Below are 23,499 nucleotides of genomic sequence, written 5' to 3'. Positions count from 1 at the left end.
ACTCATCCGCACGCTCGTCGGCGAATATGCGCGGTCGGAAGACCACGAGCCGACGGAGATGGAGCGGGAACTGTTTTCGCGAATTGTTCTCTCGGTTTTCGACCAGCTGGACCGCGCTGCACGCTACGAACTTGTCGTACGCCTTGCAAAAACCGACCGCATCATCCCCGACCTTGCGGACCGGCTCGCCCAGGAAGATTACGAGCTGTCGGAACCGGTGATCGAATGCTCGCCGATGATCAGCCAGAACGGTCTCATGCAGATCGCCAAAAACGGCGGCAACGACAAGCGCAAGTCAACGGCAAAGAGACCTGATCTTTCCGAAGAGATGACCGACACGATGATTGCGCGGGCCAGCCGGGATGTGGTCCACGAGCTCCTCCATAACATGGCAGCGCCCTTTTCCGTCCGAGGCACACTCGCCCTGCTGATCTTTGCAAACACGGAAGCAGACGTGCTCGCCGGCATTGCAAGGCGTGCACTGGAAGACGAGGAGTTTCTCCAAACCCAGATGGACATTCTGGAGACCAACTGTCCGCTGATCCCGCCTCCTCTCAAGAAGGCACTGGAAACCGGCGAACTGCAGCGCCTGGCGAAGACCATCGAAGAGCGACACGACGGCAGCATCGACCTCGATGGCATCACCTATTCGCGCCACGAAGCCAGCATCCAGATTGCCAACGGCGAGCTGTCCTTCGATGCAATCCTGCGGACGCTGTTCGAAGAAGGCCGCCTTGATGCGGCCATCTGGCTGATCAGCCGCAAGATCAACCTCGCCGACGAGGTTGTTTCCGACACGCTGAAATCCGATGCGGATGGTGCAATCATGCGCCTGATGCTGCAGACCGGCATCCATGAAAAGACCTATCGCGACTTCCTGAAAGCACGCTGCGAGTGGCTGGACCGAAGCACCCGCTCCATTCCCGAACTTGTCATGCGCTACAAGTCCGAACTCAAGAAACCGCATCAGAACCCGGGTCAGCCGCCGTCACAGTCGCTTCTGAAGGCAGTCACCTGACACGACTGAGTGGTCAGCTCGCCGCCCTCGGCAATGTCACGATGCCAGAAGATTTCTGTCCAGAAATGTCAGCAGGTTCTCGTGATGCAGGTTTTCTGCAGCACTGGTCGGGATATGGTCCTGGCCTTCGTAGATATGAACCTCCGGCTTCCGGCCATGGGCAAGAAGCCGCGCTTCAAGACGCTTTGTCATGGCCACTGACCAGACCCGGTCGGCCGACCCGTGGCTCAGGAAAACCGGTCCGTCATAGCGCTCTATTTCGATCTGTTTCGTAGGAAGAAGGTTTTCGGAAGACCCGCGCCAGGACCATGCCCGCTCACCGGGGTCCCATGGCTGCCAGCCAGGATCTCCAGCGTCGCGGTAAGCCTTGCTGTCGAACGCCCCGCACACAACGTCTGGAGGACTGTGCACAGCCACCGCGTCAGGCAGGCTGTCAAGACCTTCCTCCGCCATCAGGGCTGTCAGCAAAAGGGCATGTTCGGCCCCCCGCGACACGCCATAGAATGCCGCCTTTTCACCAACGGCCTCAAATGCACGCAGCGCCCGGAAGGCTTCCAGACTTCTGTCCAGTGACACGTTTTCAATGCTGCCGGCATTCCAGGCATTGCCACCCTTCGAGTAGCCGAAAGGAAAGGCCAGGTAACCGTGTGCTGCCAGGAGAACCGCATTTCGATGGCTCCAGCCCGACCATGCCCCCTCTGAGCCATGAAACACCATGACGGCAGGAAAGGGCCCCTCGCCTGCAGGACCATAGGTCGTGCCCCATTCCGGGATAAGACGCCGGACGATTTTCAAGGACATGAAGACGTTCCTTTGTTCCGGTGTTCCAACGCCATCGAACCGACACATCCACCGCTGCAAAACGGAAAGGTGGGGCCATGAGGCCGGATAATCAGGTTCTTTGTGAGAACGTGCTGCGGATAGCGACACGTGTGGAAGGGTGAACAACCGCAACTGAACAGGAGTTGGCACCGGTGCGCAAGAGGCAACACCCTGCAACCGGACAACCTTCATGCAGCGTCAGCTTCAGCCGGCATTTTCTTCCGTGACGGGCGCAGCGGCAGACTGATCCGGGCTGCGATCGGGAGACATGTACTGACGCCGGTATTCTTTCAGGAAGGTTTCCAGTGAATCGACATCGGCAAGCCTGTTGGCGACTTCGAGGAACTCGACACCCTGCGCCTCGATCGGCCGGGTCACGACCTCAAAGGACATTGCCTCGGGGCTGTCGGACATCTTGGACATGTACTTTGTCTGCAGGCGTTCCAGGCTGAGCTGGTCACCTGCCAGCGAATAGGCGATCGCGGCCCGCAGGATGTCGCGACGTTCAAGATCGTCGAGCGGAATGTTGTCGGACCAGCGTGAGCCATGCATCGCTTCCAGCTGCTCACCCGCATCCCGCCAGCTTTCGGCTGCCCAGAATGTATCTGCCCGCAACCGATCGACATCCGAACCGCGCATGTTGCGAACCAGTTCCAGGGCAAGATCCGGGCGCCCGCTTTCGGTCAGGGCACGGGCTTCAACGATGTTGCGCTGACGCTCCAGGGTCGACGGAAGGCTCGCCTGCCGTGTCCGGTTGAGCACCCGCAGTGCTTCCTCGGCCTTGCGATCCATCAGGTAGATCGCGGCAAGATCCGCTGCAATCTGCGCCCGCGCGGCACCTTTCAAGCGGTTGTCAACCTGATGGCGCAGCAACTCGGTTGCCTGGTCCAGCAAGTCGACTTCCACCAGTCTCTTGGCCAGAAGGCGGACCATCTCGTCTCCCTGACGACCGATCGGCACAAGTTCGCGGAAATCATAAAAGAGTGCCAGCGCCTTCACCGGCTGCATCTCGTCCGCCTTGCCGTCCAGGAACAAAGCGTTGAAGAGGCCGTTCATCTCTTCCTGCAGCAGCCGCGTGGTATCCGCATCGGGTTCAGCCTGAACGGCCGATTTCATGGCTTCGAACGCTTCGCGGTACTGGCCCTGCTCGGCATAGAGCTGTGCCAGGAACCTCAATGTCTTCAATTCGATTTCATCACCACGCCAGGACGTTGCAAGCCCGGCAAGCTGATCGATGGCCTGCTCCATGTTGAGTTCGCCATCCCGGTAACGAATCCGGAGCGCGCGGTATTCCGCTTCGGCCGCCCGCGGCCGATCGTCGGACCTGGTCACGAGATCGAACACGGTCAAGGCTTCCTGTGATCGCCCGGAGGCATCGGCAACACGGCCACGCAGGATATCGTAACGGGCAGCCTGCGTCCGGGTCACTTCGGCGGGCTCGATCTCGGCCAGCACGCTGTTGGCAACACCGAAATCATTGACCTCGACCATGGCCTGTGCGGCGGCGAGCTTGAATTCTGTCTGGATGGCTTCCGGGTAGTTGCCGACCACGGCACGTCCGCGCGGCATGGCAATGCGGGCGGACGTCCAGTTACCCAGTTTCACATCGACAATCGTCTGCCAGACAGCAGCATCGGGGCTGTTCTTCAGGTCTGGCCGGTTCAGATGCGCATAGGCCGCGTCGGGCCGGTTGGCCAGGGTCTGGGCCGCCCCCATCATCAGGTTGAAGGAACTGTCTTCGGCAAGTGCCGGCTCTTCTTCCAGCGCAAGCTTCATCAGCCCCAGCGCTTCCTGCGCAAACTGATGCGCCAGATAGAACCGCGACAGAGCCATCAAGGGCTTGCGGCGCTTGCCTGCCGGTGATTTTGCCAGCTTGTCCTGCAGCTCCAGCAAGCGGGTGCGGTAAGCCCCCGGACCTTCGGTACTCAGGGAAACGAACTCGATGAAATTGCTGTCTTCGGGATCGACGATTGTCTGACCCGATCCGGATCCGCCACGCAGATGCTGGCTGGAAAGCGCAAGACCGCCTTCCTTTTCGATGATCACGTCATCTCCAAGGATCTTCATCTTCAAGCCGTCAGATTTCGGCACGACGGCAATGCCCTGAGCGGAACTCAGGGCGTCCAGGTCGACAAACGTCTGAGGCTTCAACAGACCGCGTGGCGGACCAAAGCCGGTGACGAGAGATATCGTGTCGCCAACGAACGGGTCGGTAATCTGACGGATGTTCTGTGGATCCTGATAGAGCACACGCAGCACGGAGCCGCCATCGCCTCGCACAGTCCGTTCCAGCTGCAGCGGAATGGAGGGTTCCAGAATCAGGTCGCCGATAACGAGCGACCAGGCATTGCCGTCAACACCCACCGTCGCCAGCACAGGATCGGTCATGTCCATCCGCAGGATCTGGTAATCGTCGAACTGCTGAACCTCGATTGTTTCCGCCGTTTCGGCCAGCGCCGAGACCATCCCCCGGGTGTCGATCGTTGCATCGGTATCGAAGATCAGCCAGATGCTGTCATTGCGCCGGAACACCGCGCTGGAAACCGGCTCGGAGAACGGAAACACAACGCGGACCGTGTTCCCGATGCGCCGGGCCTCGGCAGAAACGAAATTGCGCACTTCCTCAGCGAAGTTTTCCGGCGGCTGCTCCGGTGAGGGACGCCCCTGGTTCAAATCCTGACCGCCGTTCGCGCGCCAGGTTTCCGGTGCTGATTGTTGCGTGCCGGGAAGCTGGATTCCAGCAGGAACGTCGCCGCTTCCAAGCGTCGGCGTGTTCAGGATCTGCACTGGCGTTGCGCCATACGGCGCATTCGGCTGGCTACCCCGGTTGATTGTCTCGACCTGCTGCAGTGTCGGAATACCGTTGTTCTCGGGCGCGGCTTCCTGCTGCTGGTCGCCGATCTGCTGCGTGGACAAGTCCAGCATCGGCGCTTCCCGGACGATTTCCTCATCCTCCGGCAGCACTTCGTTCAACGGCAAAGCACCGGGCTCAGCCTGGGCAACGGTTACAAGACCATCGTTGGACGGAGCAACGGCGTCGTTCCCGCTTGTTGCTTCGGCCGCGGGAATGGCCGCTGTCGTCAGCAATTCAGCTGCGCCATCAGCCGAAATCGGCAGGACAGCCGCTGCAAGCTCAGGCGCAGGAAGCGTTTCGACCGCCAAGGCGGTCGGAGTGACGTCAACACCAGCGGCAGCGATCTCGGTCCCGCTACCTGGCCCTGACAACGCCTCTTCCCCGACCAACGGTTTGATGCGCGGGACCATGGCAAGCTGAGTTTCGGCCGGAGCGTTCGCACGACCGGCTTCCGGATCGGGCTCGGCCGACAGTGCGGCGGACTGATCAGAATTTTCAACAGCTGACGGCTGCGGTGCTTGAGGTGCCTCGGCTCCCTCATCCGTCTTGCCACCTCCCAGTGGAACAATCGTATAGGCCGGCGATTCATCGGCCTTGGATTCCTTCAGGACCCCGCCTCCGCTCGCCGTGCTCGCGCCGGACGTCGGATTTCCGCGCGGGTTCTTGACCTCACGCGTGTCGCGCAGGCCTGGAGCGGTAATCATGTCCTTGCGGTTTTCGTTGTCTTCGACGGACAGTTCCTTGTTGATCAGCGCATTTGCCGGATCATTCACTTCCATGTTTTCCGGCGTCACGTCGATAACGTAGGTCTGTTCCTCCCGGAACGCCCGAATGTCGACCGACGGCTCGACGCGCATAAGGAATTTCAGCTTGCCCTGATCCAGGAAGGAGGTCGCGTCGATCACCCCTTGGGGCAGATGCGCGCGCAGGTGGGCAATGTCCAGCTGTGCCGGATGGTTGAACGTCACCTTGATGATGTCGTTTTCGCGCACAAAAGCGGTGTCGAACTTGATCGACCAGTCGAACACCAGACGGGTGAATGTCGGGTGCTCACCCACATGCAGCGTCACCTCCGGCCCTTCCTGAGCCTTCAGCCGCGCCTGTTCGAGGGCGCGAACCTTGCGCATCGCCTCTTCGGCACGCTTTGCAAGATCACGTACGACATCGTCGGGAAGTCCTGGCGGCAAGCCTTGCCAGTCCATCGGCAGGATATCGACAAACAGCTTTTCGCCGGCCTCCAGAGTATTGATCTGGAACTGGTTCTTCAGTGCAAAGCGGATGGCACTTCCGTCCGGATCTCGGCGGGCGATGGTCACGTAGTCGCCCAGGTCCAGCGGAACATCGTCAACGTTGATGTCGATCGGATCTTCAAAGGAAATCCGCAGGACCCCGCCTGTGATGACCGCATCATAGATCGGAAGCAGCGTGCGATCCTTGAACGTCAGGACGATACGGCCATAGCCTTCCCCCGGAGAAACGGTCAGATCAACCGGTTCCATATTGTCGGATTGAGCCAGGGAAGCACCCGTGAAGCAGGCCAGAACAAGCCAGAACGAAACCAGCAGGCGCGCGAAAGCTCGCACCCTGTCCGAAAACGCGGGAGTTCCGCCGGTCTGGGATGTCAGGAACGGTCCTGGCAAGATGTTCTGTCCTCGGATGACGCCAACACACTATTGTTAGTCAGGTCTTGTTAACGTGCCCTTACGCGATACGCCGAAATCCGGTCTTTCCGGTCAGTTTGACGGAATTTTCGGCAAGGCCTCCGGCGCTTGCGCCTGTGCCTGCACCGGTTTTGTGTCCGCTGCGGGTAACGGAGAGGCGTTCGCGATTGCCACAGTCATGCGCTCGGCCGCTTCGGGATCCATTTTCCCGAGGATATCTGCCATCTTGCGAGGTTTCATCTGGCGCACGACTTTCAGCAGGACCGGCAGGCTCAGGCGGTCGAAGATCCGGGCGGCATCTTTCGGCTTCATGCTTTCGTACATGGTCACGAGGCCGGCAATTTCGCTTTCTTCCTGCTCCTGCTTCTGTCCGACAGCAGCCTCGATGCGCTCTTCGAGCTTCTTCAGTTCGTCAACGCGCTTTTGAATGCGTTCTTCTGTGGCCTGCAGAAGCTTTTCACGAAGGTCCAGCTGGCCTTCATGCTCCTGCAGCGACTCGCGCCGTCTGCCAAGACTTTCCAGAACGGCGCGCTCGGCGGCCGAACCACCGATTTCAAGACTGTCCGGCAGGGCCGGCTGGTCGGGCAGCCCGCCTCCCGGAGGCGGTGGCGGCGGCGGACCATCCGCGGCCATTTCAGCCGTTGGGTCAGCCATGTCACCGCCGTCGCCCCCCGGCGTTTCCTGTGCGACTGCGCCATTGATGGGCAGGTTGCCGCTTTGCGGGCCCAGCGCGAAGCCAAGTAGCTTCAGGGCCAGCAGAGCGCTTGCCGAAACACCCAACAAAGGCAGCAGTCTCAAGTTCATGCAGCAGCACCGTTCCGTTTACGGAATTGTTCCAGTCGCGCAGTTGCTTCCGCCGCAGCACTGCGAATGTCGGAAGCCCGGCTGCTTCTGCGGCGCTCCGGCTCCACGGCCGGAGCTGCCTGGCCATAGCCTGCAGCCTGTTGCGCGTATTGTTGCGGCTCCGGTTGCGGCTGAGCCGCATAAGGATCGCTCCTCGTCACCGCCTCGCGCTGCGGCGCAGCCGAACGGGCCGCCTCCGCAATCTGCGATATCCGTGTGAATACTATCTCACCTTCGCCAACTTGTTCGGCAAGAGTGTGAGACATGGTTTCCGCTTGCTTAAGACGGCTGCCAAGTGTCTTGTCGGCCTCCGCCGCGGTCGTCTTCAGTCCGAGGATGGCACGCTCGGCAATTTCCGTGGCCGTCATGAGCTCCGAAATGGTCGCACGCAGTACCTCTTCGTCGGCCCGCAAGCGCTGCAGACGGCGGTTCAGCGTGAAGCAGTAGCCGATGGTAATCACCAGAAGAACCGCGACCAGTCCTTCAATGATCATTCCGAGTGGCAAAGTGCTCATTGGTCCCCCATTTCGCTTTGCATGGCGCGCTCGAAGGCGGCCAGCGTCATTTTTGGCTTGCGCAAATTCTTTGCGACACGGATGGCAATGGAATCCTCCACCTTGCCGAGCGTTCCCTCGGTCAGTGGAATGTTGCCGCATTTGATCGTCACCGGGTCGGTCGGCTCCTTGTCGAAGACGAGCGTCTGGCCGACGTCGAGACTGAGCACCCGCCCGAGAGGCAGATAGGTCTCGTAAAGAACCGCATCGACCTCGACTTCCGCGGCATGAATTTCGGTCGCCAAATGGCCTTCCCAGATCGGATCCCGGCCGAATTTTTCCCCCATGAACATCTGCAGAAGCAGATCGCGGATCGGCTCCAGCGTTGCATAGGGCATCATGATTTCGACGGACCCGCCCCGGTCTTCCATGTCGATTCTGAGCTCGACAAGAATGGCGGCGTTTGCGGGCCGGGAAATCGCGGCAAAGCGCGGGTTCGTCTCAAGACGCTCCAGGTTGAAATGGACCGGAGAAAGCGGCGCGAAGGCGTGTTCGGCATCCTGAAGGATCAGCGCCACCATCTGCTGGACCAGACCGGTCTCGATCGTGGTGTAGGGCCGCCCCTCGACGCGCACGGCCGAGGTTCCCCGTCCCCCGCCAAGCAGCACGTCGATAATCGAATAGATCAGGCTGGATTCAACGGTGATCAGACCAAACCCGTCCCATTCCTCGGCCTTGAAGACACCGAGAATGGCCGGCAGCGGAATGGAATTCAGGTAGTCGCCGAAACGAACCGAGCTGATGGAATCGAGCGACACTTCCACGTTGTCGGACGTGAAGTTGCGCAAGGATGTGGTCGTCAGACGCACAAGACGGTCGAACACGATTTCGAGCATCGGCAGACGCTCGTAGGAAACCATTGCCGAGTTGATCAGCGCGCGGATGCCGCTCTGGTCGCCAGCAATCGTATCCTCGATGTTGAAGCCGAGGAGGTTGTCGATTTCTTCCTGGTTCAGGACACGGTCGGCACCGCGCGTGGCGTTTTCAAGGTCCGGTTCGCTGTCGTCGATCATGGCTGCCCATTGGGCCGCCATGTCGTCGGAACTGCCGGCGCCCTGCTCCTCTAGAGCAGCACCCCACGCCGCGGCGAGATCTTCGTCGTCGTCGCTGCCGGCACCCTGCTCTGCAAGAGCGGCGCCCCAGGCATCGGCCATATCCTCTTCGGACAGGTCGTCATCGTCGTCGATATCAGCCATTCACAAAGTCACTGGACAAGGATTTCCTTGAACAGTACCCCTTCAACTTTCGCCGGATAAACCGACAGATTGATCCGTCTGAGCAATTCTTCCTTCAGGCGGAACAAACCGGCAGACCCTTCCAGGTCCGCAGGGCGAAGCTCGCGCAGATAGATCTGAAACGCATCCAGGATGCGCGGCAGATACGGCTGGATCTGGTCGATCATCGCACGGTTCTCGACTTCCAGGGCAATCCTGACCTTCAGATAGGTCGTGCGCCCTTCCGTCGCCAAATTCACCGTCATTTCCGGAAGGTCATAGAAGACCACCGGCTTTTGCACTTCCTGCGGCGCTTCCGTTTCTCCGGGAACCGGTGCCGGTGCCGGTGCACTCGATCCCATCAGGAAATAATAGGCCGCCGCACCCGCGGCGAGCAGAACCACCAGACCGATGCCGCCGAACAGGATAAGCTTCTTCTTGCGGCCACCGCCACCAGCTTCAGCTCCATCCTCGCCGTCTTCTCCGGCTGCGGCGTTTTCGTCTGTCATTCCGCACTCCGATCTGCAGGCGCTCGCGCGCGCTTATTTATTACTAAAGAGTTAATGGTTAACGAATGGTTACCGAGCCATTAACGCGAGTCACCGGGCAAAAATTGCCAAGTGGTTAACTTCTGCCGGAATCTCTTGCCGCGTGCACCCGCCCCTTTTGTTTTTTACCCAGATTTCCCAAGGATTTAAAAACTGGCACGCCTCGTGCATTAACCTTAACGAGCCAGCGGATCTGGGGAGATCGGCCGGCTTACTCGGGGAGCACGAAGGGAACCGTTCACTATGGAGAACGCTCAACTAGTTGCCTTATCAAGGCAATCGATCCTGCGGAACCATCTGGATGTGATCGCCAACAACATGGCGAACATCAATACGTCCGGGTTCAAGTCGCAGAATCTGCATTTTTCGGAATACGTCATGCCGGTGGCAGACGGCACGGCTTTTGAGCCGCAGGACCGCGCCATTTCCTATGTCGATATGTTTACGACACGGACCGACTTCACGCATGGCCCGATCAAGATGACGGGTAACGAATTCGACCTGTCCCTCAACAGTGATGGTTTTTTCGCGGTCCAGATGCCGGACGGTACCGAAGCCTATACGCGCAGCGGCGCGTTCACGCTCGACTCGACCGGCCAGTTGATCTCGGCAGACGGCAGCCCTGTGATGACCGAACAGGGTCCGATCTCCTTCAACGAACAGGATGGCCGCGTCGAGATTGCCCAGGACGGCACGATCTCCACCCGTCTTGGCATTCGCGGCCGCATCAAGGTCGTTGACTTCGAAGACGTTCGGACGATGGAGAAGATCGGCAACACGATGTTCAAGGCTGAAGACCCGATACCGGCCCAGGAAGTCCGCATGGTGCAGGGCGCCGTTGAAGGCTCCAACGTCTACGGCATCACGGAAGTCACGCGCCTCATCGAAGTGACGCGCGCTTACGACTCCACTTCCAAGATCGTGAAAGACCTGGATGAGTTGCGCCGGCAGGCGATCTCCACTCTCGGCAAGATTCAGGCCTAAGCGCCTTTAAGGGATCACTACCATGAAAGCACTTCATATCGCCGCAACTGGCATGAAGGCCCAGGAACTGAACGTCGAAGTCATTTCGAACAACGTCGCCAACATGCGCACGACAGGCTTCAAGAAGCAGCGGGCCGACTTTCAGGACCTGCTCTACCAGAACCTGCGTCGCATGGGCACGGAAACATCGGATTCCGGCACCATCGTCCCGACCGGTATCCAGATCGGTTCCGGTGTGAAGATCGCAGCCACCGGCCGCATCATGTCCCAGGGTTCTCTCGAGCAGACCGGCAAGGAACTGGATCTGGCCATCCGCGGTGAAGGCTTCTTCCAGATCGACATGCCGGACGGAACGACGGCCTATACCCGTGACGGTTCCTTCGAGCGCGATGCCAACGGGCAACTGGTGACCATCGACGGCTATTCCGTCAATCCGGGCATCACCATTCCGCAAACGGTCAAGGACGTCACCATTTCCAACACCGGTGTCGTTCAGGGTGTCGACCAGGGCGGCAATACTGTTCAGCTCGGCCAGATCCAGCTTGCCCGTTTCGTCAACAAGGCAGGTCTCGAAGCCATTGGCGACAACCTCTACCTGGAAACAGACGCCAGCGGCGCACCGGATACCAGCAATCCGGGCGATGAGAGCTACGGCACGGTGCAGCAGTATTTTCTTGAAATGGCCAACGTGGATGCAGTCACGGAAATCGCCGACCTGATTTCCGCACAGCGCGCCTATGAGATGAACTCACAGATCATCCAGGCAGCCGACGAGATGTATTCCACCACCACGAACCTCCGCTAGGACCGAGGCTTGAGACGATGATGAGACATCTGCTGAAAGTCGGGTTGCTGCTGGCGGGCTTGCTGTCCCTGCCCGCCCTGGCGGACGAAAAACCCGTACTCCGGTCGCAGGTCATGACCCTGTCGGACATCGTGACGGTTGGCGACTTCTATTCCAATGCCGGTCTGCTGGCATCCAAGCCGCTGTTCCGTTCTCCGGATATGGGGACCTCCGGCAATGTGCCTGCGGATGTCGTCGCCGAACGCGCTCGCGCGGCCGGCCTCGAAACGGCCGGCACCGACGGCCTGCGAACCGTCGTCGTCTTTCGCGGGGCAACAAGGCTGAACCGTGACCAGCTTGCCGGCCTTGCCCGCAAGGCTCTGGCAGACCGCAATGCCGGCATCGATCCCGAGCGCCTGGATATCCGCTTGCTGCAGGCACCGGATCAGGTTCTCGCCGATCCCAAGGTACACGATCCGATCCGCATCGACCGGGTAGAATGGTCCCAGTCGAACGGCCGCTTCACCATCCACGCAGCCGTCGCGGTCGAGTTCGGAACCGAGCCTCTGACCCTGACCGGCGTTGCGACGGAGATGGTCGATGTGCTGGTTCTGGTGCAGCCCGTGCGCCGCGGCGACATTGTTCGTGAAGAAGACCTGAACATCATTCGCGAAGCCCGCACCAAGGTACCGGCAGGTGCCCTCACCGAAATGGAAGACATTGTCGGCAAGCAGGCCCGCACCACCTTGCGTGCGAATTCGCCCCTGTCCCGCAATGACGTCCAGCGCCCGATCCTGATCGAACGCGGTGAGAAGATCACCGTCACCTATGTCATGCCGGGCATGAAACTGACTTCACGGGCCCAGGCCATGGATACCGGTGCCAAGGGCGACGTGATCGATGTCATGAACCTGCAGTCGCGGCGCATCGTGCCGGCGACGATTACCTCCCGCGGCCAAGTACGCGTTCACGCCGCCAATCCAATTGTTGCAAGCTTGAACAGCGAGAAAAACTAAATGCTGAGCACCTTTCCCAGACACCTGCTGGCAAGCATCGCCCTTTCCGCCCTCGCCGCGGGTTGCGGCACTGCGGACAAACTCGCAAATGTCGGCCAGCAGCCAGCCCTGAACGCCATTCAGGATCCGACCACCACTCCGGGCTACCGGCCGGTGCAGATGCCCATGCCGGAACCGCAGCAGGCTCATTACAATCCGAATTCGCTGTGGCAGTCCGGCAGCCGCGCCTTCTTCAAGGACCAGCGCGCCAGCCAGGTCGGTGACATCCTGACTGTCGTCGTCACCATCGACGACCAGGCCGAGATCGACAACAAGACCGAGCGGAGCCGGTCTGAGTCCAGCGGCGCCGATGTTGGTGGCGCACTCGGAACGGCAATCGACACCATCTTCCTGCCGGCAAGTTCTGCCGCCAGCGACCTTGCCAACGTCAACAGCAACTCCAGCTTCTCGGGCGACGGCAGCGTCGACCGCAACGAAGTCCTGCAGACCACCGTCGCCGCCGTGGTGACCCAGGTTCTGCCGAACGGCAACATGGTGATCGAAGGCCGTCAGGAAGTTCGTGTGAACTTCGAAGTCCGCGAGCTGATCGTCGCCGGTATCGTCAGACCTGAGGACATCACGTCGGATAACCGCATCGCCAGCGAGCAGATCGCCGAAGCGCGGATCGGATATGGTGGCCGCGGCCAGATTACCGATGTCCAGCAGCCACGGGTCGGCAACCAGGTGCTGGATATCCTGCTCCCCTTCTGATCCCAAACCTTTCTCAGTCCCCCGGCCGAATCCGGCGACGCGTTCTAGAAGCGTCGCCGGCCCGGCTGATGACGGGCACGATGTCTCGCTCCCCGAGCATCGTGCCCGTTCTCATTTCCAGGCCGGAAAAGACCGTTTAGGGTGTGACCCGTTGCCTGATTTGTCGCTCATTCCGGAAGACCCCACCGCGTGACCACCACCCTCATCGTTCTCGCCCACCCTGCTCAGACTTCCTTCAACGCTACCTGGGCGCGCGCAACCGAAGCCGCGTGCCGATCTGAAGGCGATGAGGTGCTTTGGTCAGACCTCTACCAGCTTGGCTTCGATCCGGCGGAGCGCGCAGCGCATTACGTGGAGGAGATTGTCACTGAACCTTACGACGTTCTGAAAACACAGGAAGCTGCCTCAAAAACCGGGAACCTTCCCGCGGCTGTTTCGGAAGAAGTCGAGAAGCTGCGCCAGGCGGACCGGATCGTGTTTCATTTTCCGGTCTGGTGGTTCGCCCCACCCGCCATCCTGAAGGGCTGGTGCGAGCGCGTGCTGGCCAACGGCGGCCTGCACGACACCTCCAACCGTTTCGATACCGGCCATTTCAGGAACAAGCCGGTTCTTTTCTGCGTCACGACCGGATCCAAGGCGAGCGAAAGTGCCCACAACGGCAAGGAAGGCGACATTCAGATGCTGCTTTGGCCACTCGCCTACACACTGCGCTATCTGGGTTTCGATGTTCTGGTTCCCAGGATCGTCCACGGTGTTCACGGTTATCACAAGGGTGAGGCAAAGGAAGACCTGGAAACGCGACTTCAAAACGAGATCGAAGGCCACCGGGAGACGATCGCAAGGTTCGAAACGCTGCCGAAGATCAGCTTCAACGCCGACAGCGAATTCGACCGCGCCGGCACCCTTAGCCCGGGCGCGCCATCTTACAGCCACTTCATCCGGCACGACCCCTGATTTTGCGGCAACCGGCAAAGACGAGACCGGATTTGTCCGCTTCCACACCTCTTTTTCCTGTATCTGCCGGATGACGCTACCGTTTTTTCGGATAGAATGTAGGTAATCTTATATTGGCCCAGCGGGGATTCGATGCGCCTCCTTTCTGCATTCGTCTTTGGTTTTGTTCTTCTGTCCGCACCTTCTGCCTGGAGTGCAAGCTGCGGCAACGGCCCTGGCGGATTTGAAGCCTGGAAACAGTCGTTCATTGCTAATTCCCAAAGCTACGGCCTCAAGAAAAGGGTCGTTGAACCGTCGTTGAAAAACGTGAAGTACAACAAGAAGGTGGTCTCGCTCGACCGGAACCAGAAATCCTTCAAGCTCAGCTTCAACCAGTTCTATGCCAAGCGGGTCAACAACGCGATGATCCGGCGGGGCAAGCAGCTCGGCAAGACCTACGCCCGCATCTTCCGTGGCATCGAAAAGAAATATGGCGTTCCCGCACCTGTACTTCTGGCGATCTGGGGGCTTGAAACCAACTACGGCAGCTTCTCCGGCAACATGCCGGTCCTGCAATCCCTTGCCACGCTGGCCTATGATTGCCGCCGGTCCGATTTCTTCACCGCCGAACTGGTCGCCGCGCTCAAGATCGTGCAGAGCCGTGACATGCAGCCGGCCGAAATGAAAGGTGCCTGGGCCGGCGAACTCGGCCAAACCCAGTTTCTCGCCACCAGCTATGTCCGTTACGCGGTCGATTATGACCGCGACGGCCGCAAGGACCTGATCCGCTCGATCCCGGATGTGCTGGCTTCCACCGCAAACTACCTGGCCCAGAAAGGCTGGCGCCGCGGCCAGGGCTGGGGCCCCGGCACCGCCAATTACAACGTTCTGAAACAATGGAACAAGGCCAGTGTCTACGTGGAAACGATCTCGGTCATGGCTGGCCAGATCAGCGAGTAGAGCCCGCTTGACGCCCCATAAACCTGCTTGACAAAACTGACGATCCGGGCAGCAATTTGCGTCATACGGTTGTAATCCTTGCGGATCAAAACCGTGTTCCGCGGAAACATGCCGCCCGGCTGGCACCGGCAGCTGTCGGTCCGGCTTGCGCTGTTCCGCAAGGCTGAACGACACCAATCGCCGAGCGACCGAACAGGAGCCATTCCATGTCCAGCATCAAAGACTTATCGATTTCACGGCGCACCCTTTTGATGGGCGCGGCGGCAACTGGCTTCACGGCAGCTCTGCACCCCTATTCCGTTCTGGCCAAGGAAGGTACGGCTCACCTTCGCCTGATGGAGACGACGGACCTCCATGTCCATGTTTTCCCGTACGACTATTACAGCGACAAACCTGTCGACACCGCCGGTCTCGCCCGGACAGCCACACTGATCCGCGATATCCGGAACGAGGCCACAAACTCGGTTCTGGTCGACAATGGCGACTTTCTGCAAGGCAACCCGATGGGGGACTATGTCGCCTATGAACGCGGCATGAACGAAGGTGACCTGCACCCAGTCATCAAAGGCATGAACGTTCTCGAATTCGACGCGGCAACACTCGGCAACCACGAATTCAACTACGGCCTGGACTTCATGATGAAGGTGCTGGCCGGTGCCAATTTCCCCGTCGTCTGCGCCAATCTTGTCAAGGGAAGCACGCTGGCCGGCAACCCGCGAGACGACGCCCTTTTCCTGAAGCCCTATGTGATCGTTGAAAAACAGGTCACCGACGGTGCCGGCAAGTCCTATCCGATCAAGATCGGCTTCATCGGCTTCGTGCCACCGCAGATCATGAACTGGGACCGCCGCCACCTGGAAGGCAACGCCAATGCGCGTGACATCATCGAAACCGCCAAGGCCTTCGTTCCGGAGATGCGCGAACAGGGCTGCGACCTGGTAATCGCCCTCTCCCACTCGGGGATTGACGCCAACGATTATTCCGAAGGCATGGAAAACGCCTCACTGCACCTTGCCGGCGTGGACGGGATCGACGCCGTCTTTACCGGTCACCAGCATCTGGTCTTCCCCGGTCCCCAGTATGAGGGACTGCCGGGTATCGACAGCGAGAAAGGCACGTTGTTCGGCAAGCCTGCCGCGATGGGCGGCTTCTGGGGATCGCATCTGGGCGTCATCGACCTGATGATCGAGCGCGACGGCAACGGCTGGCGTGTCGCCAATTTCATGACCGAAGCACGCCCGATCTACGAAAAAGAAGGTCGAACCGTAACACCGCTGGTGGAGAGCCAGCAGGATGTACTCGATGCGGTGAAGGAAGATCACGAGGCAACCCTTGCCTATGTCCGCCGCCCCGTCGGCAAGACGTCGGCTCCCTTGCATTCCTATTTCGCCCTCGTGGCCGACGACCCGAGCGTCCAGATCGTTTCAAAGGCGCAGATCTGGTACATCGAACAGATGCTGAAGGGTACGGAATGGGAAGGCCTGCCGGTTCTTTCCGCAGCAGCGCCTTTCAAGGCTGGCGGTCGTGGCGGCCCGGACTACTACACCGATGTTCCGGTCGGCGATGTCGCCATCAAGAACGTGGCCGATCTCTACCTGTATCCGAATACCATTCGCGCGGTCGCCATCAAGGGCAGCACGGTGAAGGAATGGCTGGAACGTTCAGCCGGAATTTTCCAGCAAATCGAGCCGGGCAAGGCCGACCAGACACTGATCAACCCGGAGTTTCCAAGCTATAATTTCGATGTGATCGACGGTGTCACCTACCAGATAGACCTGAGCCAGCCATCGAAATACGCCGCGAAAGGCGAAGTCCTCAATCCGGACGCCAGCCGTATCGTGAACCTGGAGTTCAACGGCGCACCGCTTGACCCCGAAGCAACCTTCGTGGTCGCGACCAACAATTACCGTGCAGGTGGCGGCGGCAATTTCCCCGGCATCAGCGACGACGTTGTCGTTTTCGTCGGCCCGGACACCAATCGCGACGTCCTGGTGCGCTACATTGTCGAACAGGGTACGATCAACCCTTCGGCAGATGCCAACTGGTCGTTCAAACCGATGCCGGATACCAGCGTCCTGTTCGAAACCGGCCCGGGTGGCACGGAACACGCCGCCTCCGTGGAAGGTGTCCGGATCGAACCGGCAGGCGACGGTGCAGATGGTTTCGCCCGTTACCGGATCACACTTTGAACGGTCTCGACATTCGTAAGCCTGCTTGAACGAGCAGGTCCCCCAAAAAACTTATCCTGAGGAAGCGCATAGCGCTGTCTCGAAGGATGGGCCGCTTGCTTGAGAGTGTGCTGCCCATCCTTCGAGGCGGACCTGAAGGTCCCCCTCAGGGAGAGGCGTGCCTGCGGTCGGCATGGGAAAGCTGCCCACAGACATAAAAAAACCTTCCCACGAGGGGAAGGTCTTGAAAGTCGTTACGGATCTGCCGTCTGTGCGGCAAACCGGCCGTTTTCTGGAAATCAGTCGTCGCGATACACTTTTTCCCGACGCTCGTGGGCTTCCTGAGCCTCGATCGACAAAGTCGCGATCGGGCGCGCCTCGAGGCGCCGAAGAGAGATCGGCTCGCCGGTCTCTTCGCAATAGCCATAGCTTCCGTCTGTAATGCGTTCCAAGGCATCATCGATCTTCGAGATCAGTTTCCGCTGACGGTCCCTGGCGCGAAGTTCGATGGACCGATCCGTTTCGGACGACGCACGGTCGGCAAAGTCAGGATGGTTCTGGCTTTCCTCCTGAAGATTGGCGAGGGTTTCCTTGCTTTCCTTCAGGATCTCTTCTTTCCACACAAGCAGCTTGTTCCGAAAGTACTCGCGCTGCCTGTCATTCATGAACGGCTCGTCTTCCGAGGGTCGATATTCAGACTCAATTTCAACCGTCATCGATAGCTCCGGATTACCGTTATGCCGGGCGCAATATATAGGCGGTTCCGCCAGCGGACAACGGTTCATTTGCTAAAAATGGCGTCAAGGAAAGTTTATACCTTTCAAGACGTTGCGTAAATTTTGGACACTAAGCCGACAAATTTTATCGATTTGTGTGCACGCTCAATCCTGGAATCGGCCGAGCTTTGCAAGCTCGACTTTGACCCGCAATTCGATCTCCTCGAGCACCGAATCAACCTCAGGATCACCACTCGACTGGCGTTTGGAAACCTGCCTGGCGAGCAGCTCCAGCCGGTCCTCCGACACGTGTCCGGCAAGCAGATCCGCCCGCACCGACTCCAGTGTGTCCAGCAGATTGTGCCCGTGCTTGGTAGCGCGAGATCGGCGCTCGGCGCGGTCGTCAACCTCCTGCAGGGCCAGCAAGGCATCCATGCCCTGAATGGACGCACCGCCCGCGGTCTGGGAAGACTGTGAAACCTCACCCCCGAGGTCCGGTGCGAACTGGTCGCCGTTTGAAGAAACGCTCTTCTTGGCGCCTCGTCCCTGAACGCCGGAAATGGGTTTATTGCCTGTAATACGCATGATCGATCTTCCAGTCAGACTGACGGCAATTCTGGCGCATGGAGTGGCTCTGCCCGTCAGATTCTGCCGAGAAGGGTAAATGAGTCCTTGGGGGTGAGGCAATATTTGCCGACCAACAGGTGCATTTCTTTAACCTCAAGCGACAGTTTTGCGTGGATATGCTCGTGATCATACCAGCAAAGAGCCCGGATTTCCGCCACTTTTATGGAAAGAACCAACGCCTTTGTAAAAAGTGGCACGGCTCTCGCATTGCGCATTTCGAATATATGTATCCCGGCAGCAAAGCCGGAAACACGATGGCGGGCCAGATCGGTAATGCGAAAAATTGGTGAAATGATCTGCGGAGGGTTCAAGCGGCTGGCACTTCTGGGTGCTGCCGCAGCCGTTGCTGCAACAACTTTGCTGGCACCGGTACACGCCGCCTCCCGTATCAAGGATATTGCCGATTTCGAAGGCATTCGCGAGAACCAGTTGATCGGTTACGGCCTTGTGGTCGGCCTGAATGGTACCGGCGACTCGCTCAACAATTCGCCTTTCACGCAGCAGAGCCTGCAGGCTATGCTGGAACGTCTCGGGGTCAACACCCGCAACATCGACCTGAACACCAACACCGTCGCGGCCGTCATGGTGACTGCCAACCTGCCGCCCTTCTCCACACAGGGTACCCGGATCGACGTCAACGTCAGCGCCCTCGGCGATTCAGAATCGCTTCAGGGTGGCACGCTTCTGGTCACACCGCTGGTCGGTGCCGATGGTGAAGTCTACGCAATCGCCCAAGGTTCGATCGCGATCGGCGGCTTTTCCGCACAGGCGGATGCCGCGTCGGTTGTTCGCGGTGTTCCCACCGCCGGACGGATCGCCAACGGCGGCCTTGTTGAACGCGAACTGGAATTCAAGCTGGCTTCGCTGACCACGCTTCGTCTCGCCCTGCGCAATCCGGATCTGACCACCGCGCGGCGCATCGCGCTCTCTGTCAACGAACTGATCGGCATGCCGACAGCCGAACCGCTTGATCCGGCAACCGTACGCATCGATCTGCCGCAGCAGTATGACGGCAACATCGTCGATCTTCTCACGGACATCGAGCAGCTGATCGTCGAACCGGATCTGGCAGCCCGCATCGTCATCGACGAGAACTCCGGCATCATCGTCATGGGACAGGACGTGAAGGTTTCCATGGTCGCCGTTGCCCAGGGCAACCTGACCGTGACGATTGCTGAATCACCGCAGGTCTCGCAGCCGCTGCCCTTCGCAAACGGCCAGACCGCGGTGGTGCCGCGCTCTGACGTCACCGTGGATGAGGAAGGTTCCAAACTCGCCATCGTTCCGCAAACCGTCACGCTGAAGCAGCTTGTTGATGGTCTGAACGCTCTCGGGATCGGTCCGCGCGACATGATTTCGATCCTGCAGGCCATCAAGGCCGCAGGTGCCCTCCAGGCCGATATCGAGGTGCTGTGATGGCCGAGCTTGTTTCACCGACATCCTTTCAACAAAGCCCGCTGGACACGCTGCGCGGCGTCGACCGGACCAACAAGACGCGCGTTCGCGAGGCCGCCGAAGAGTTTGAGGCCGTTTTCCTGAACACCATGCTCCAGAACATGTTCACCGGCCTTGAAAACGGCGGCACCTGGGGCAAAGGCCACGGGGCGGATGCCTGGCAGAGCCTTCTGGTCGACGAATATGCACGCAACATCGCCCAAACAGGCGGCATCGGCCTTGCCGACAGCGTGGAACGTGAACTGCTCGCATTGCAGGAGGGGTCAAGATGACCGCACAACCCAACGCATCCACCTTTCCGTTTTCCCTTGAGCGGCCTACCAGCCAGCAGGAAGCCGAGCAGTTCTGCTCTGCCTTGTCCGGCACCATGGAAGCCCTCCTGTCGGTGATCGAAATGGAAACCGATCTGGTCAGGGCCGGTAAACTCCGGGAAGCTGGTGAACTGCAGCCCGACAAGGCCCGGCTGATCCACGAATACACCCGCGGCATGATGACAGCGAAGGAACACGCGGTCGCCCTGGGCAATCTTTCCCCGGCTTCCACCCAGTCGCTGCGTCGCCAGCACAGCGAATTCCAGCCGGTTTTGCGCATCAACCTGGCAGTTCTTTCAACGGCAAGAGACGTTGCCAATAACATCGTCGCAACCGTCGCCAAGGTCGCCGGTGCCAAGAATGCCAATGCACCGACCACTTACGGACGAAACGGTTCTGCGCCAACCGGACCGCAATCCGCTCGGGGCATTGCTGTCAATCAGTCGCTGTGATGATTGCTGACAGCTAGCAAGAACCACGCCGGGTATCCTGAAATGATGAAAAGCTCCCCGCCGGGAGCTTTTCGTGTATTTATCCCCCTCGCGAAACCTGCCCAGAGGTTTCCCCGAACGGCAGGACGGGACTGCGAGAGCGAATCAGGAACAGGCGCAACCGGATAGATCGCGATCCTTAAAAGTCTAATCATTCCGTTAACAGACGATTCATTCCCTTACGTTATCTTTCCAGATTGATCGGGTAAAAGTTGTTAGTCACCCGGAGGAAAAGATGTTGGACACGGGATTGGCCCGGCCGCCATCGCCGACATATACGGCGATTACGCCGGTAGCGCGGGCTCCGGAGCGCAATGCTCCATCAGTTGAAACGGACCTTCCGGTCGAAGAGACCGTAAGACCATCCACCGAGACGCAAAACCCACAGCGCAGTGCGAACAACGAGCGCGACCAGCGCTCGTTTGGCGAACGGTTTTCTTCCACGGTCGAACGCCAGAACATCATCGACCCGGAATATGATGCCCTGGTCTATGTCGCGACCAACACCGAAACCGGTCAGGTCGTCCGGCAGATACCTGCAGAGACATTGCTTCGTCTGAGGGCGTACAACGAGTCGATAGAAACCCGGCAGACCCAGCCCCAGGCAGAACCGGTTCAACGAGTTATCTGATCAGGCGCAGCCATCCACATACCCTGCCCGTTTCCCAACGGCGCCCGGCTTTACTGTGACCTTGGCAATCCCCTGTCTGCTCGACTTTCCTCAATCCTCTCCTGCAGGGTTGCGGCCTCCTCCAGCGACGCCTTCAGCTTCGCCCCCACACGGTCTTTGAACTGATCGCTTGCAGCCTCCTCAAGCGCGTTGCCTGACGCTTGCTCTATGAAGCATGCCGGCAAACCCAACGTGCATTCGGCCCGTCGCGTCTTGCCGGCGCATCTGTCTATCGTCCTCGATTTCGGTACCTTCACCGGTCTCGTTCCGCACACGAGTTAACAGATCCGTCAGGTTTCAGACAAGTCGACCGCCTTTAGGGGAAACTTGCGCTGCCCGAGCACCTGACAAGAGGCATTCTTCAAGCTTTCGCTGCCCCTTGTTAAGATCTTTACTCAGATAAAATTTGTCTTTCAAAACAATATACTCAACTTTTTCTGGCAATGATTTTAGTTGCTCGGCTTAGGGGGCTGTTAAGGTTAATTTACGCTAACCATCTTTGTTTAGAACTTCTTACAAGAAAGCGCCGATAGATGTCCCTCGGACCCAGGAAGGGTCCTCGTATCTTGTACTCCTAGAAAGGACACAAAATGGCCGACATTACTCTGTCGAGCGCGGTTCGCGCGAACCTCAACACCCTTCAGTCCACCGCACAGTTCATGTCGGACGTCCAGAACAAACTGGCGACCGGTAAAAAGGTGAACTCCGCTCTGGACAATCCGAACAGCTTCTTCACGGCTTCCGGCCTGACCTCCCGTGCAAACGACCTGTCCACTCTTCTGGACGACATGGGCCAGTCCACGCAGACCCTGAAGGCAGCCGACCAGGGTATTTCGAGCATCACCAAGCTCGTTGAATCTGCAAAAGCAAAGGCCAACCAGGCCCTGCAGACCCAGAGCCAGTACGAGCGCAAGCAGTTTGCTGCTCAGTACAACGACCTGCTGACGCAGATCGAAGACCTGGCGAAGGACTCCGGTTATAAAGGCAAGAACCTGCTCGCAGGTGAAGGCAACGACCTGAGAACCATCTTCAACGAAGACTCCACTTCGAAGCTCGACATTGAAGCTGTTGACTACACCGACACCGCACTGTCCACCGGTCTGAACCTTTCCGACCTGGCAGAAGGCGAAGGCGCTTCCGCATCCCTGCAGCTGCAGGGCGGCAAGACCGTCATCACCCTGCAGGATTCTGGCGGTTCTGCTCTGAACACTTCCTCCACCCTGTCGGACTCCACTCTGATCTCCACGACCCAGAGCCTGTCCTTCGTCAACGACACTGCCACCAACCCGGCCGTGCTCTCCGGTGGTGTTTCCTCGACGGCTTCCGTTCAGGATCTGGTTGATGGCCTCAACGCCATTGCCGGTGTTCGTGCAGAATTCGACAACGGCACGGGCGAACTGACCATCTACTCCGATGAAGACTTCTACATCGGCGGTAACGGTTCTGCGACCACGAGCTTTGCAGGCACCCTCGTCGACGCGACTGCGTTCTCTTCGACCACGGATGCCCTGATCAACTCCGGTTCCTTCTCTGTTGGCGACACTCTGACGCTGACGGACGGCAACGGCTACGAGCTCGGCTCCTTCGAAGTTGAAGAAGACAGCACGGTTGATGATCTGGAAAACTTCATCAACGACTTCAACGGCGTCTCCGCTGACTTCGACACTGGCTCTGGCCGCATCACCATCACTTCGGAAACCGACTTGTCGCTGACCAGTGACAACGACGACTTTGCAAGCTCCGGCTTCACCGCAAATACCACCGGTATCGGCATCTCGGCGATCTCCGACAGTGGCTTTGCGACGGATACGGACATCAACCGTACAGTTGACCGGTTGAACACTGCACTGTCGAACCTGAGAACGCAGGCTTCCTCCTTCGGTACCAACCTCTCCATCGTTGAAAACCGTCAGGACTTCACCAAGAACCTGATCAACACGCTGGAAGAAGGTGCAGGCAAGCTGACGCTGGCCGACACCAACGAAGAAGGTGCAAACCTGCTGGCCCTGCAGACTCGCCAGAGCCTGGCTTCTACCTCGCTGTCCTTCGCAGCACAGGCAGACCAGAACGTTCTGCGTCTCTTCTAAGCCAGACATTTCGGTTAGAACGACATTGGAAAG

General features: G+C 59.1%; 22 protein-coding genes. 13 read left to right on the top strand and 9 right to left on the bottom strand.

The window, feature by feature from the left end; all coding sequences use genetic code 11:
* Positions 1-58: 58 nt before the first annotated feature.
* On the top strand, positions 59-1,018 hold the full coding sequence (locus FIV05_RS16205; protein WP_023000718.1) for a DUF2336 domain-containing protein: 960 nt from the start codon (positions 59-61) through the stop codon (positions 1,016-1,018).
* A gap of 36 nt (positions 1,019-1,054) precedes the next feature.
* Here the strand turns inward: FIV05_RS16205 and FIV05_RS16200 are convergent, their stop codons facing one another.
* The 6 genes from FIV05_RS16200 to FIV05_RS16175 form a co-directional block, all read right to left on the bottom strand.
* Positions 1,055-1,819, bottom strand: a complete 765-nt coding sequence (locus tag FIV05_RS16200) for an alpha/beta hydrolase (protein WP_152510270.1) — start codon at positions 1,817-1,819, stop codon at positions 1,055-1,057.
* 225 nt (positions 1,820-2,044) lie between these two features.
* Positions 2,045-6,334, bottom strand: a complete 4,290-nt coding sequence (locus FIV05_RS16195; protein WP_209009679.1) for a hypothetical protein — start codon at positions 6,332-6,334, stop codon at positions 2,045-2,047.
* A gap of 93 nt (positions 6,335-6,427) precedes the next feature.
* Positions 6,428-7,159: a hypothetical protein gene (locus FIV05_RS16190; protein WP_152510269.1), complete on the bottom strand. Its 732-nt coding sequence runs from the start codon at positions 7,157-7,159 to the stop codon at positions 6,428-6,430.
* On the bottom strand, positions 7,156-7,713 hold the full coding sequence (locus FIV05_RS16185) for a DUF6468 domain-containing protein (RefSeq protein WP_031269186.1): 558 nt from the start codon (positions 7,711-7,713) through the stop codon (positions 7,156-7,158). Before FIV05_RS16185 ends, FIV05_RS16190 begins: the two co-directional genes overlap by 4 nt.
* Entirely contained in the window at positions 7,710-8,906 is a 1,197-nt protein-coding gene (fliM, locus tag FIV05_RS16180; protein WP_228872743.1) for a flagellar motor switch protein FliM, read from the bottom strand. The genes FIV05_RS16185 and fliM overlap by 4 nt, the downstream gene beginning before the upstream one ends.
* Positions 8,907-8,956: 50 nt before the next feature.
* Positions 8,957-9,475, bottom strand: a complete 519-nt coding sequence (locus FIV05_RS16175; protein WP_152510268.1) for a flagellar basal body-associated FliL family protein — start codon at positions 9,473-9,475, stop codon at positions 8,957-8,959.
* A 282-nt stretch (positions 9,476-9,757) separates the two neighbouring features.
* Between FIV05_RS16175 and flgF the strand changes: the two genes are divergently transcribed.
* The 7 genes from flgF (at position 9,758) to FIV05_RS16140 (ending at position 17,130) form a co-directional block, all read left to right on the top strand.
* Positions 9,758-10,498 (top strand): flagellar basal-body rod protein FlgF, encoded by a 741-nt coding sequence (gene flgF / locus FIV05_RS16170; protein ID WP_152510267.1) that lies wholly within the window; start codon positions 9,758-9,760, stop codon positions 10,496-10,498.
* Positions 10,499-10,520: 22 nt separating this feature from the next.
* Entirely contained in the window at positions 10,521-11,303 is a 783-nt protein-coding gene (gene flgG / locus FIV05_RS16165) for a flagellar basal-body rod protein FlgG (RefSeq protein WP_023000709.1), read from the top strand.
* A 17-nt stretch (positions 11,304-11,320) separates the two neighbouring features.
* Positions 11,321-12,298, top strand: coding sequence for a flagellar basal body P-ring formation chaperone FlgA (gene flgA / locus FIV05_RS16160; RefSeq protein ID WP_152510266.1), 978 nt, complete (start codon positions 11,321-11,323; stop codon positions 12,296-12,298).
* Positions 12,299-13,048 carry a flagellar basal body L-ring protein FlgH gene (gene flgH, locus FIV05_RS16155; RefSeq protein WP_023000707.1) on the top strand — a complete coding sequence of 250 codons (750 nt, stop codon included), beginning with the start codon at positions 12,299-12,301 and terminating at the stop codon, positions 13,046-13,048.
* Between the two features lie 189 nt (positions 13,049-13,237).
* Complete coding sequence (locus FIV05_RS16150; RefSeq protein WP_152510265.1) at positions 13,238-14,002, top strand: NAD(P)H-dependent oxidoreductase; 765 nt, start codon at positions 13,238-13,240, stop codon at positions 14,000-14,002.
* Between the two features lie 132 nt (positions 14,003-14,134).
* Complete coding sequence (locus FIV05_RS16145) at positions 14,135-14,941, top strand: lytic murein transglycosylase (protein WP_152510264.1); 807 nt, start codon at positions 14,135-14,137, stop codon at positions 14,939-14,941.
* A 206-nt stretch (positions 14,942-15,147) separates the two neighbouring features.
* On the top strand, positions 15,148-17,130 hold the full coding sequence (locus FIV05_RS16140) for a bifunctional 2',3'-cyclic-nucleotide 2'-phosphodiesterase/3'-nucleotidase (protein WP_209009678.1): 1,983 nt from the start codon (positions 15,148-15,150) through the stop codon (positions 17,128-17,130).
* A gap of 278 nt (positions 17,131-17,408) precedes the next feature.
* On the opposite strand, the gene dksA is transcribed toward FIV05_RS16140, so the two are convergent.
* The 3 genes from dksA to FIV05_RS16125 form a co-directional block, all read right to left on the bottom strand.
* A complete protein-coding gene (gene dksA, locus FIV05_RS16135) occupies positions 17,409-17,825 on the bottom strand; it encodes an RNA polymerase-binding protein DksA (protein ID WP_006932683.1) in 417 nt (138 codons plus the stop codon).
* Between the two features lie 165 nt (positions 17,826-17,990).
* Complete coding sequence (locus FIV05_RS16130; protein WP_023000703.1) at positions 17,991-18,410, bottom strand: flagellar assembly protein FliX; 420 nt, start codon at positions 18,408-18,410, stop codon at positions 17,991-17,993.
* A 56-nt stretch (positions 18,411-18,466) separates the two neighbouring features.
* Positions 18,467-18,763: a hypothetical protein gene (locus FIV05_RS16125; RefSeq protein WP_152510263.1), complete on the bottom strand. Its 297-nt coding sequence runs from the start codon at positions 18,761-18,763 to the stop codon at positions 18,467-18,469.
* On the opposite strand from FIV05_RS16125, the gene FIV05_RS16120 reads away from it, so the two are divergent.
* The 5 genes from FIV05_RS16120 to FIV05_RS16100 all read left to right on the top strand — a co-directional run bounded on the left by FIV05_RS16120 (position 18,744) and on the right by FIV05_RS16100 (position 23,466).
* A complete protein-coding gene (locus FIV05_RS16120) occupies positions 18,744-19,868 on the top strand; it encodes a flagellar basal body P-ring protein FlgI (RefSeq protein ID WP_023000701.1) in 1,125 nt (374 codons plus the stop codon). The two genes, FIV05_RS16125 and FIV05_RS16120, sit on opposite strands and share 20 nt — an antisense overlap.
* Complete coding sequence (locus tag FIV05_RS16115; protein ID WP_023000700.1) at positions 19,868-20,179, top strand: rod-binding protein; 312 nt, start codon at positions 19,868-19,870, stop codon at positions 20,177-20,179. The genes FIV05_RS16120 and FIV05_RS16115 overlap by 1 nt, the downstream gene beginning before the upstream one ends.
* Positions 20,176-20,670, top strand: coding sequence for a hypothetical protein (locus tag FIV05_RS16110; protein WP_023000699.1), 495 nt, complete (start codon positions 20,176-20,178; stop codon positions 20,668-20,670). The genes FIV05_RS16115 and FIV05_RS16110 overlap by 4 nt, the downstream gene beginning before the upstream one ends.
* A gap of 274 nt (positions 20,671-20,944) precedes the next feature.
* A complete protein-coding gene (locus tag FIV05_RS16105) occupies positions 20,945-21,340 on the top strand; it encodes a hypothetical protein (protein ID WP_152510262.1) in 396 nt (131 codons plus the stop codon).
* 629 nt (positions 21,341-21,969) lie between these two features.
* A complete protein-coding gene (locus tag FIV05_RS16100; RefSeq protein WP_152510261.1) occupies positions 21,970-23,466 on the top strand; it encodes a flagellin in 1,497 nt (498 codons plus the stop codon).
* The last annotated feature ends 33 nt before the right edge of the window (positions 23,467-23,499 follow it).

The organism is Labrenzia sp. THAF191a (assembly GCF_009363335.1).
Lineage (GTDB): Bacteria > Pseudomonadota > Alphaproteobacteria > Rhizobiales > Stappiaceae > Roseibium > Roseibium algicola.
Note: the sequence above shows the minus strand (reverse complement) of the source record. Positions and strands in the feature narration are given on the sequence as shown.

What these genes read in the sequence shown, in the direction of transcription:
- FIV05_RS16205 (WP_023000718.1), top strand. Translation starts at nt 59, where the DNA reads ATGGAGCGGGAACTGTTTTCGCGAATTGTTCTCTCGGTTTTCGACCAG.
- FIV05_RS16200 (WP_152510270.1), bottom strand. Translation starts at nt 1,819, where the DNA reads ATGTCCTTGAAAATCGTCCGGCGTCTTATCCCGGAATGGGGCACGACC.
- FIV05_RS16190 (WP_152510269.1), bottom strand. Translation starts at nt 7,159, where the DNA reads ATGAACTTGAGACTGCTGCCTTTGTTGGGTGTTTCGGCAAGCGCTCTG.
- FIV05_RS16185 (WP_031269186.1), bottom strand. Translation starts at nt 7,713, where the DNA reads ATGAGCACTTTGCCACTCGGAATGATCATTGAAGGACTGGTCGCGGTT.
- fliM (WP_228872743.1), bottom strand. Translation starts at nt 8,906, where the DNA reads ATGGCCGATGCCTGGGGCGCCGCTCTTGCAGAGCAGGGTGCCGGCAGC.
- FIV05_RS16175 (WP_152510268.1), bottom strand. Translation starts at nt 9,475, where the DNA reads ATGACAGACGAAAACGCCGCAGCCGGAGAAGACGGCGAGGATGGAGCT.
- flgF (WP_152510267.1), top strand. Translation starts at nt 9,758, where the DNA reads ATGGAGAACGCTCAACTAGTTGCCTTATCAAGGCAATCGATCCTGCGG.
- flgG (WP_023000709.1), top strand. Translation starts at nt 10,521, where the DNA reads ATGAAAGCACTTCATATCGCCGCAACTGGCATGAAGGCCCAGGAACTG.
- flgA (WP_152510266.1), top strand. Translation starts at nt 11,321, where the DNA reads ATGATGAGACATCTGCTGAAAGTCGGGTTGCTGCTGGCGGGCTTGCTG.
- flgH (WP_023000707.1), top strand. Translation starts at nt 12,299, where the DNA reads ATGCTGAGCACCTTTCCCAGACACCTGCTGGCAAGCATCGCCCTTTCC.
- FIV05_RS16145 (WP_152510264.1), top strand. Translation starts at nt 14,135, where the DNA reads ATGCGCCTCCTTTCTGCATTCGTCTTTGGTTTTGTTCTTCTGTCCGCA.
- FIV05_RS16140 (WP_209009678.1), top strand. Translation starts at nt 15,148, where the DNA reads ATGTCCAGCATCAAAGACTTATCGATTTCACGGCGCACCCTTTTGATG.
- dksA (WP_006932683.1), bottom strand. Translation starts at nt 17,825, where the DNA reads ATGACGGTTGAAATTGAGTCTGAATATCGACCCTCGGAAGACGAGCCG.
- FIV05_RS16130 (WP_023000703.1), bottom strand. Translation starts at nt 18,410, where the DNA reads ATGCGTATTACAGGCAATAAACCCATTTCCGGCGTTCAGGGACGAGGC.
- FIV05_RS16120 (WP_023000701.1), top strand. Translation starts at nt 18,744, where the DNA reads ATGATCTGCGGAGGGTTCAAGCGGCTGGCACTTCTGGGTGCTGCCGCA.
- FIV05_RS16115 (WP_023000700.1), top strand. Translation starts at nt 19,868, where the DNA reads ATGGCCGAGCTTGTTTCACCGACATCCTTTCAACAAAGCCCGCTGGAC.
- FIV05_RS16110 (WP_023000699.1), top strand. Translation starts at nt 20,176, where the DNA reads ATGACCGCACAACCCAACGCATCCACCTTTCCGTTTTCCCTTGAGCGG.
- FIV05_RS16105 (WP_152510262.1), top strand. Translation starts at nt 20,945, where the DNA reads ATGTTGGACACGGGATTGGCCCGGCCGCCATCGCCGACATATACGGCG.
- FIV05_RS16100 (WP_152510261.1), top strand. Translation starts at nt 21,970, where the DNA reads ATGGCCGACATTACTCTGTCGAGCGCGGTTCGCGCGAACCTCAACACC.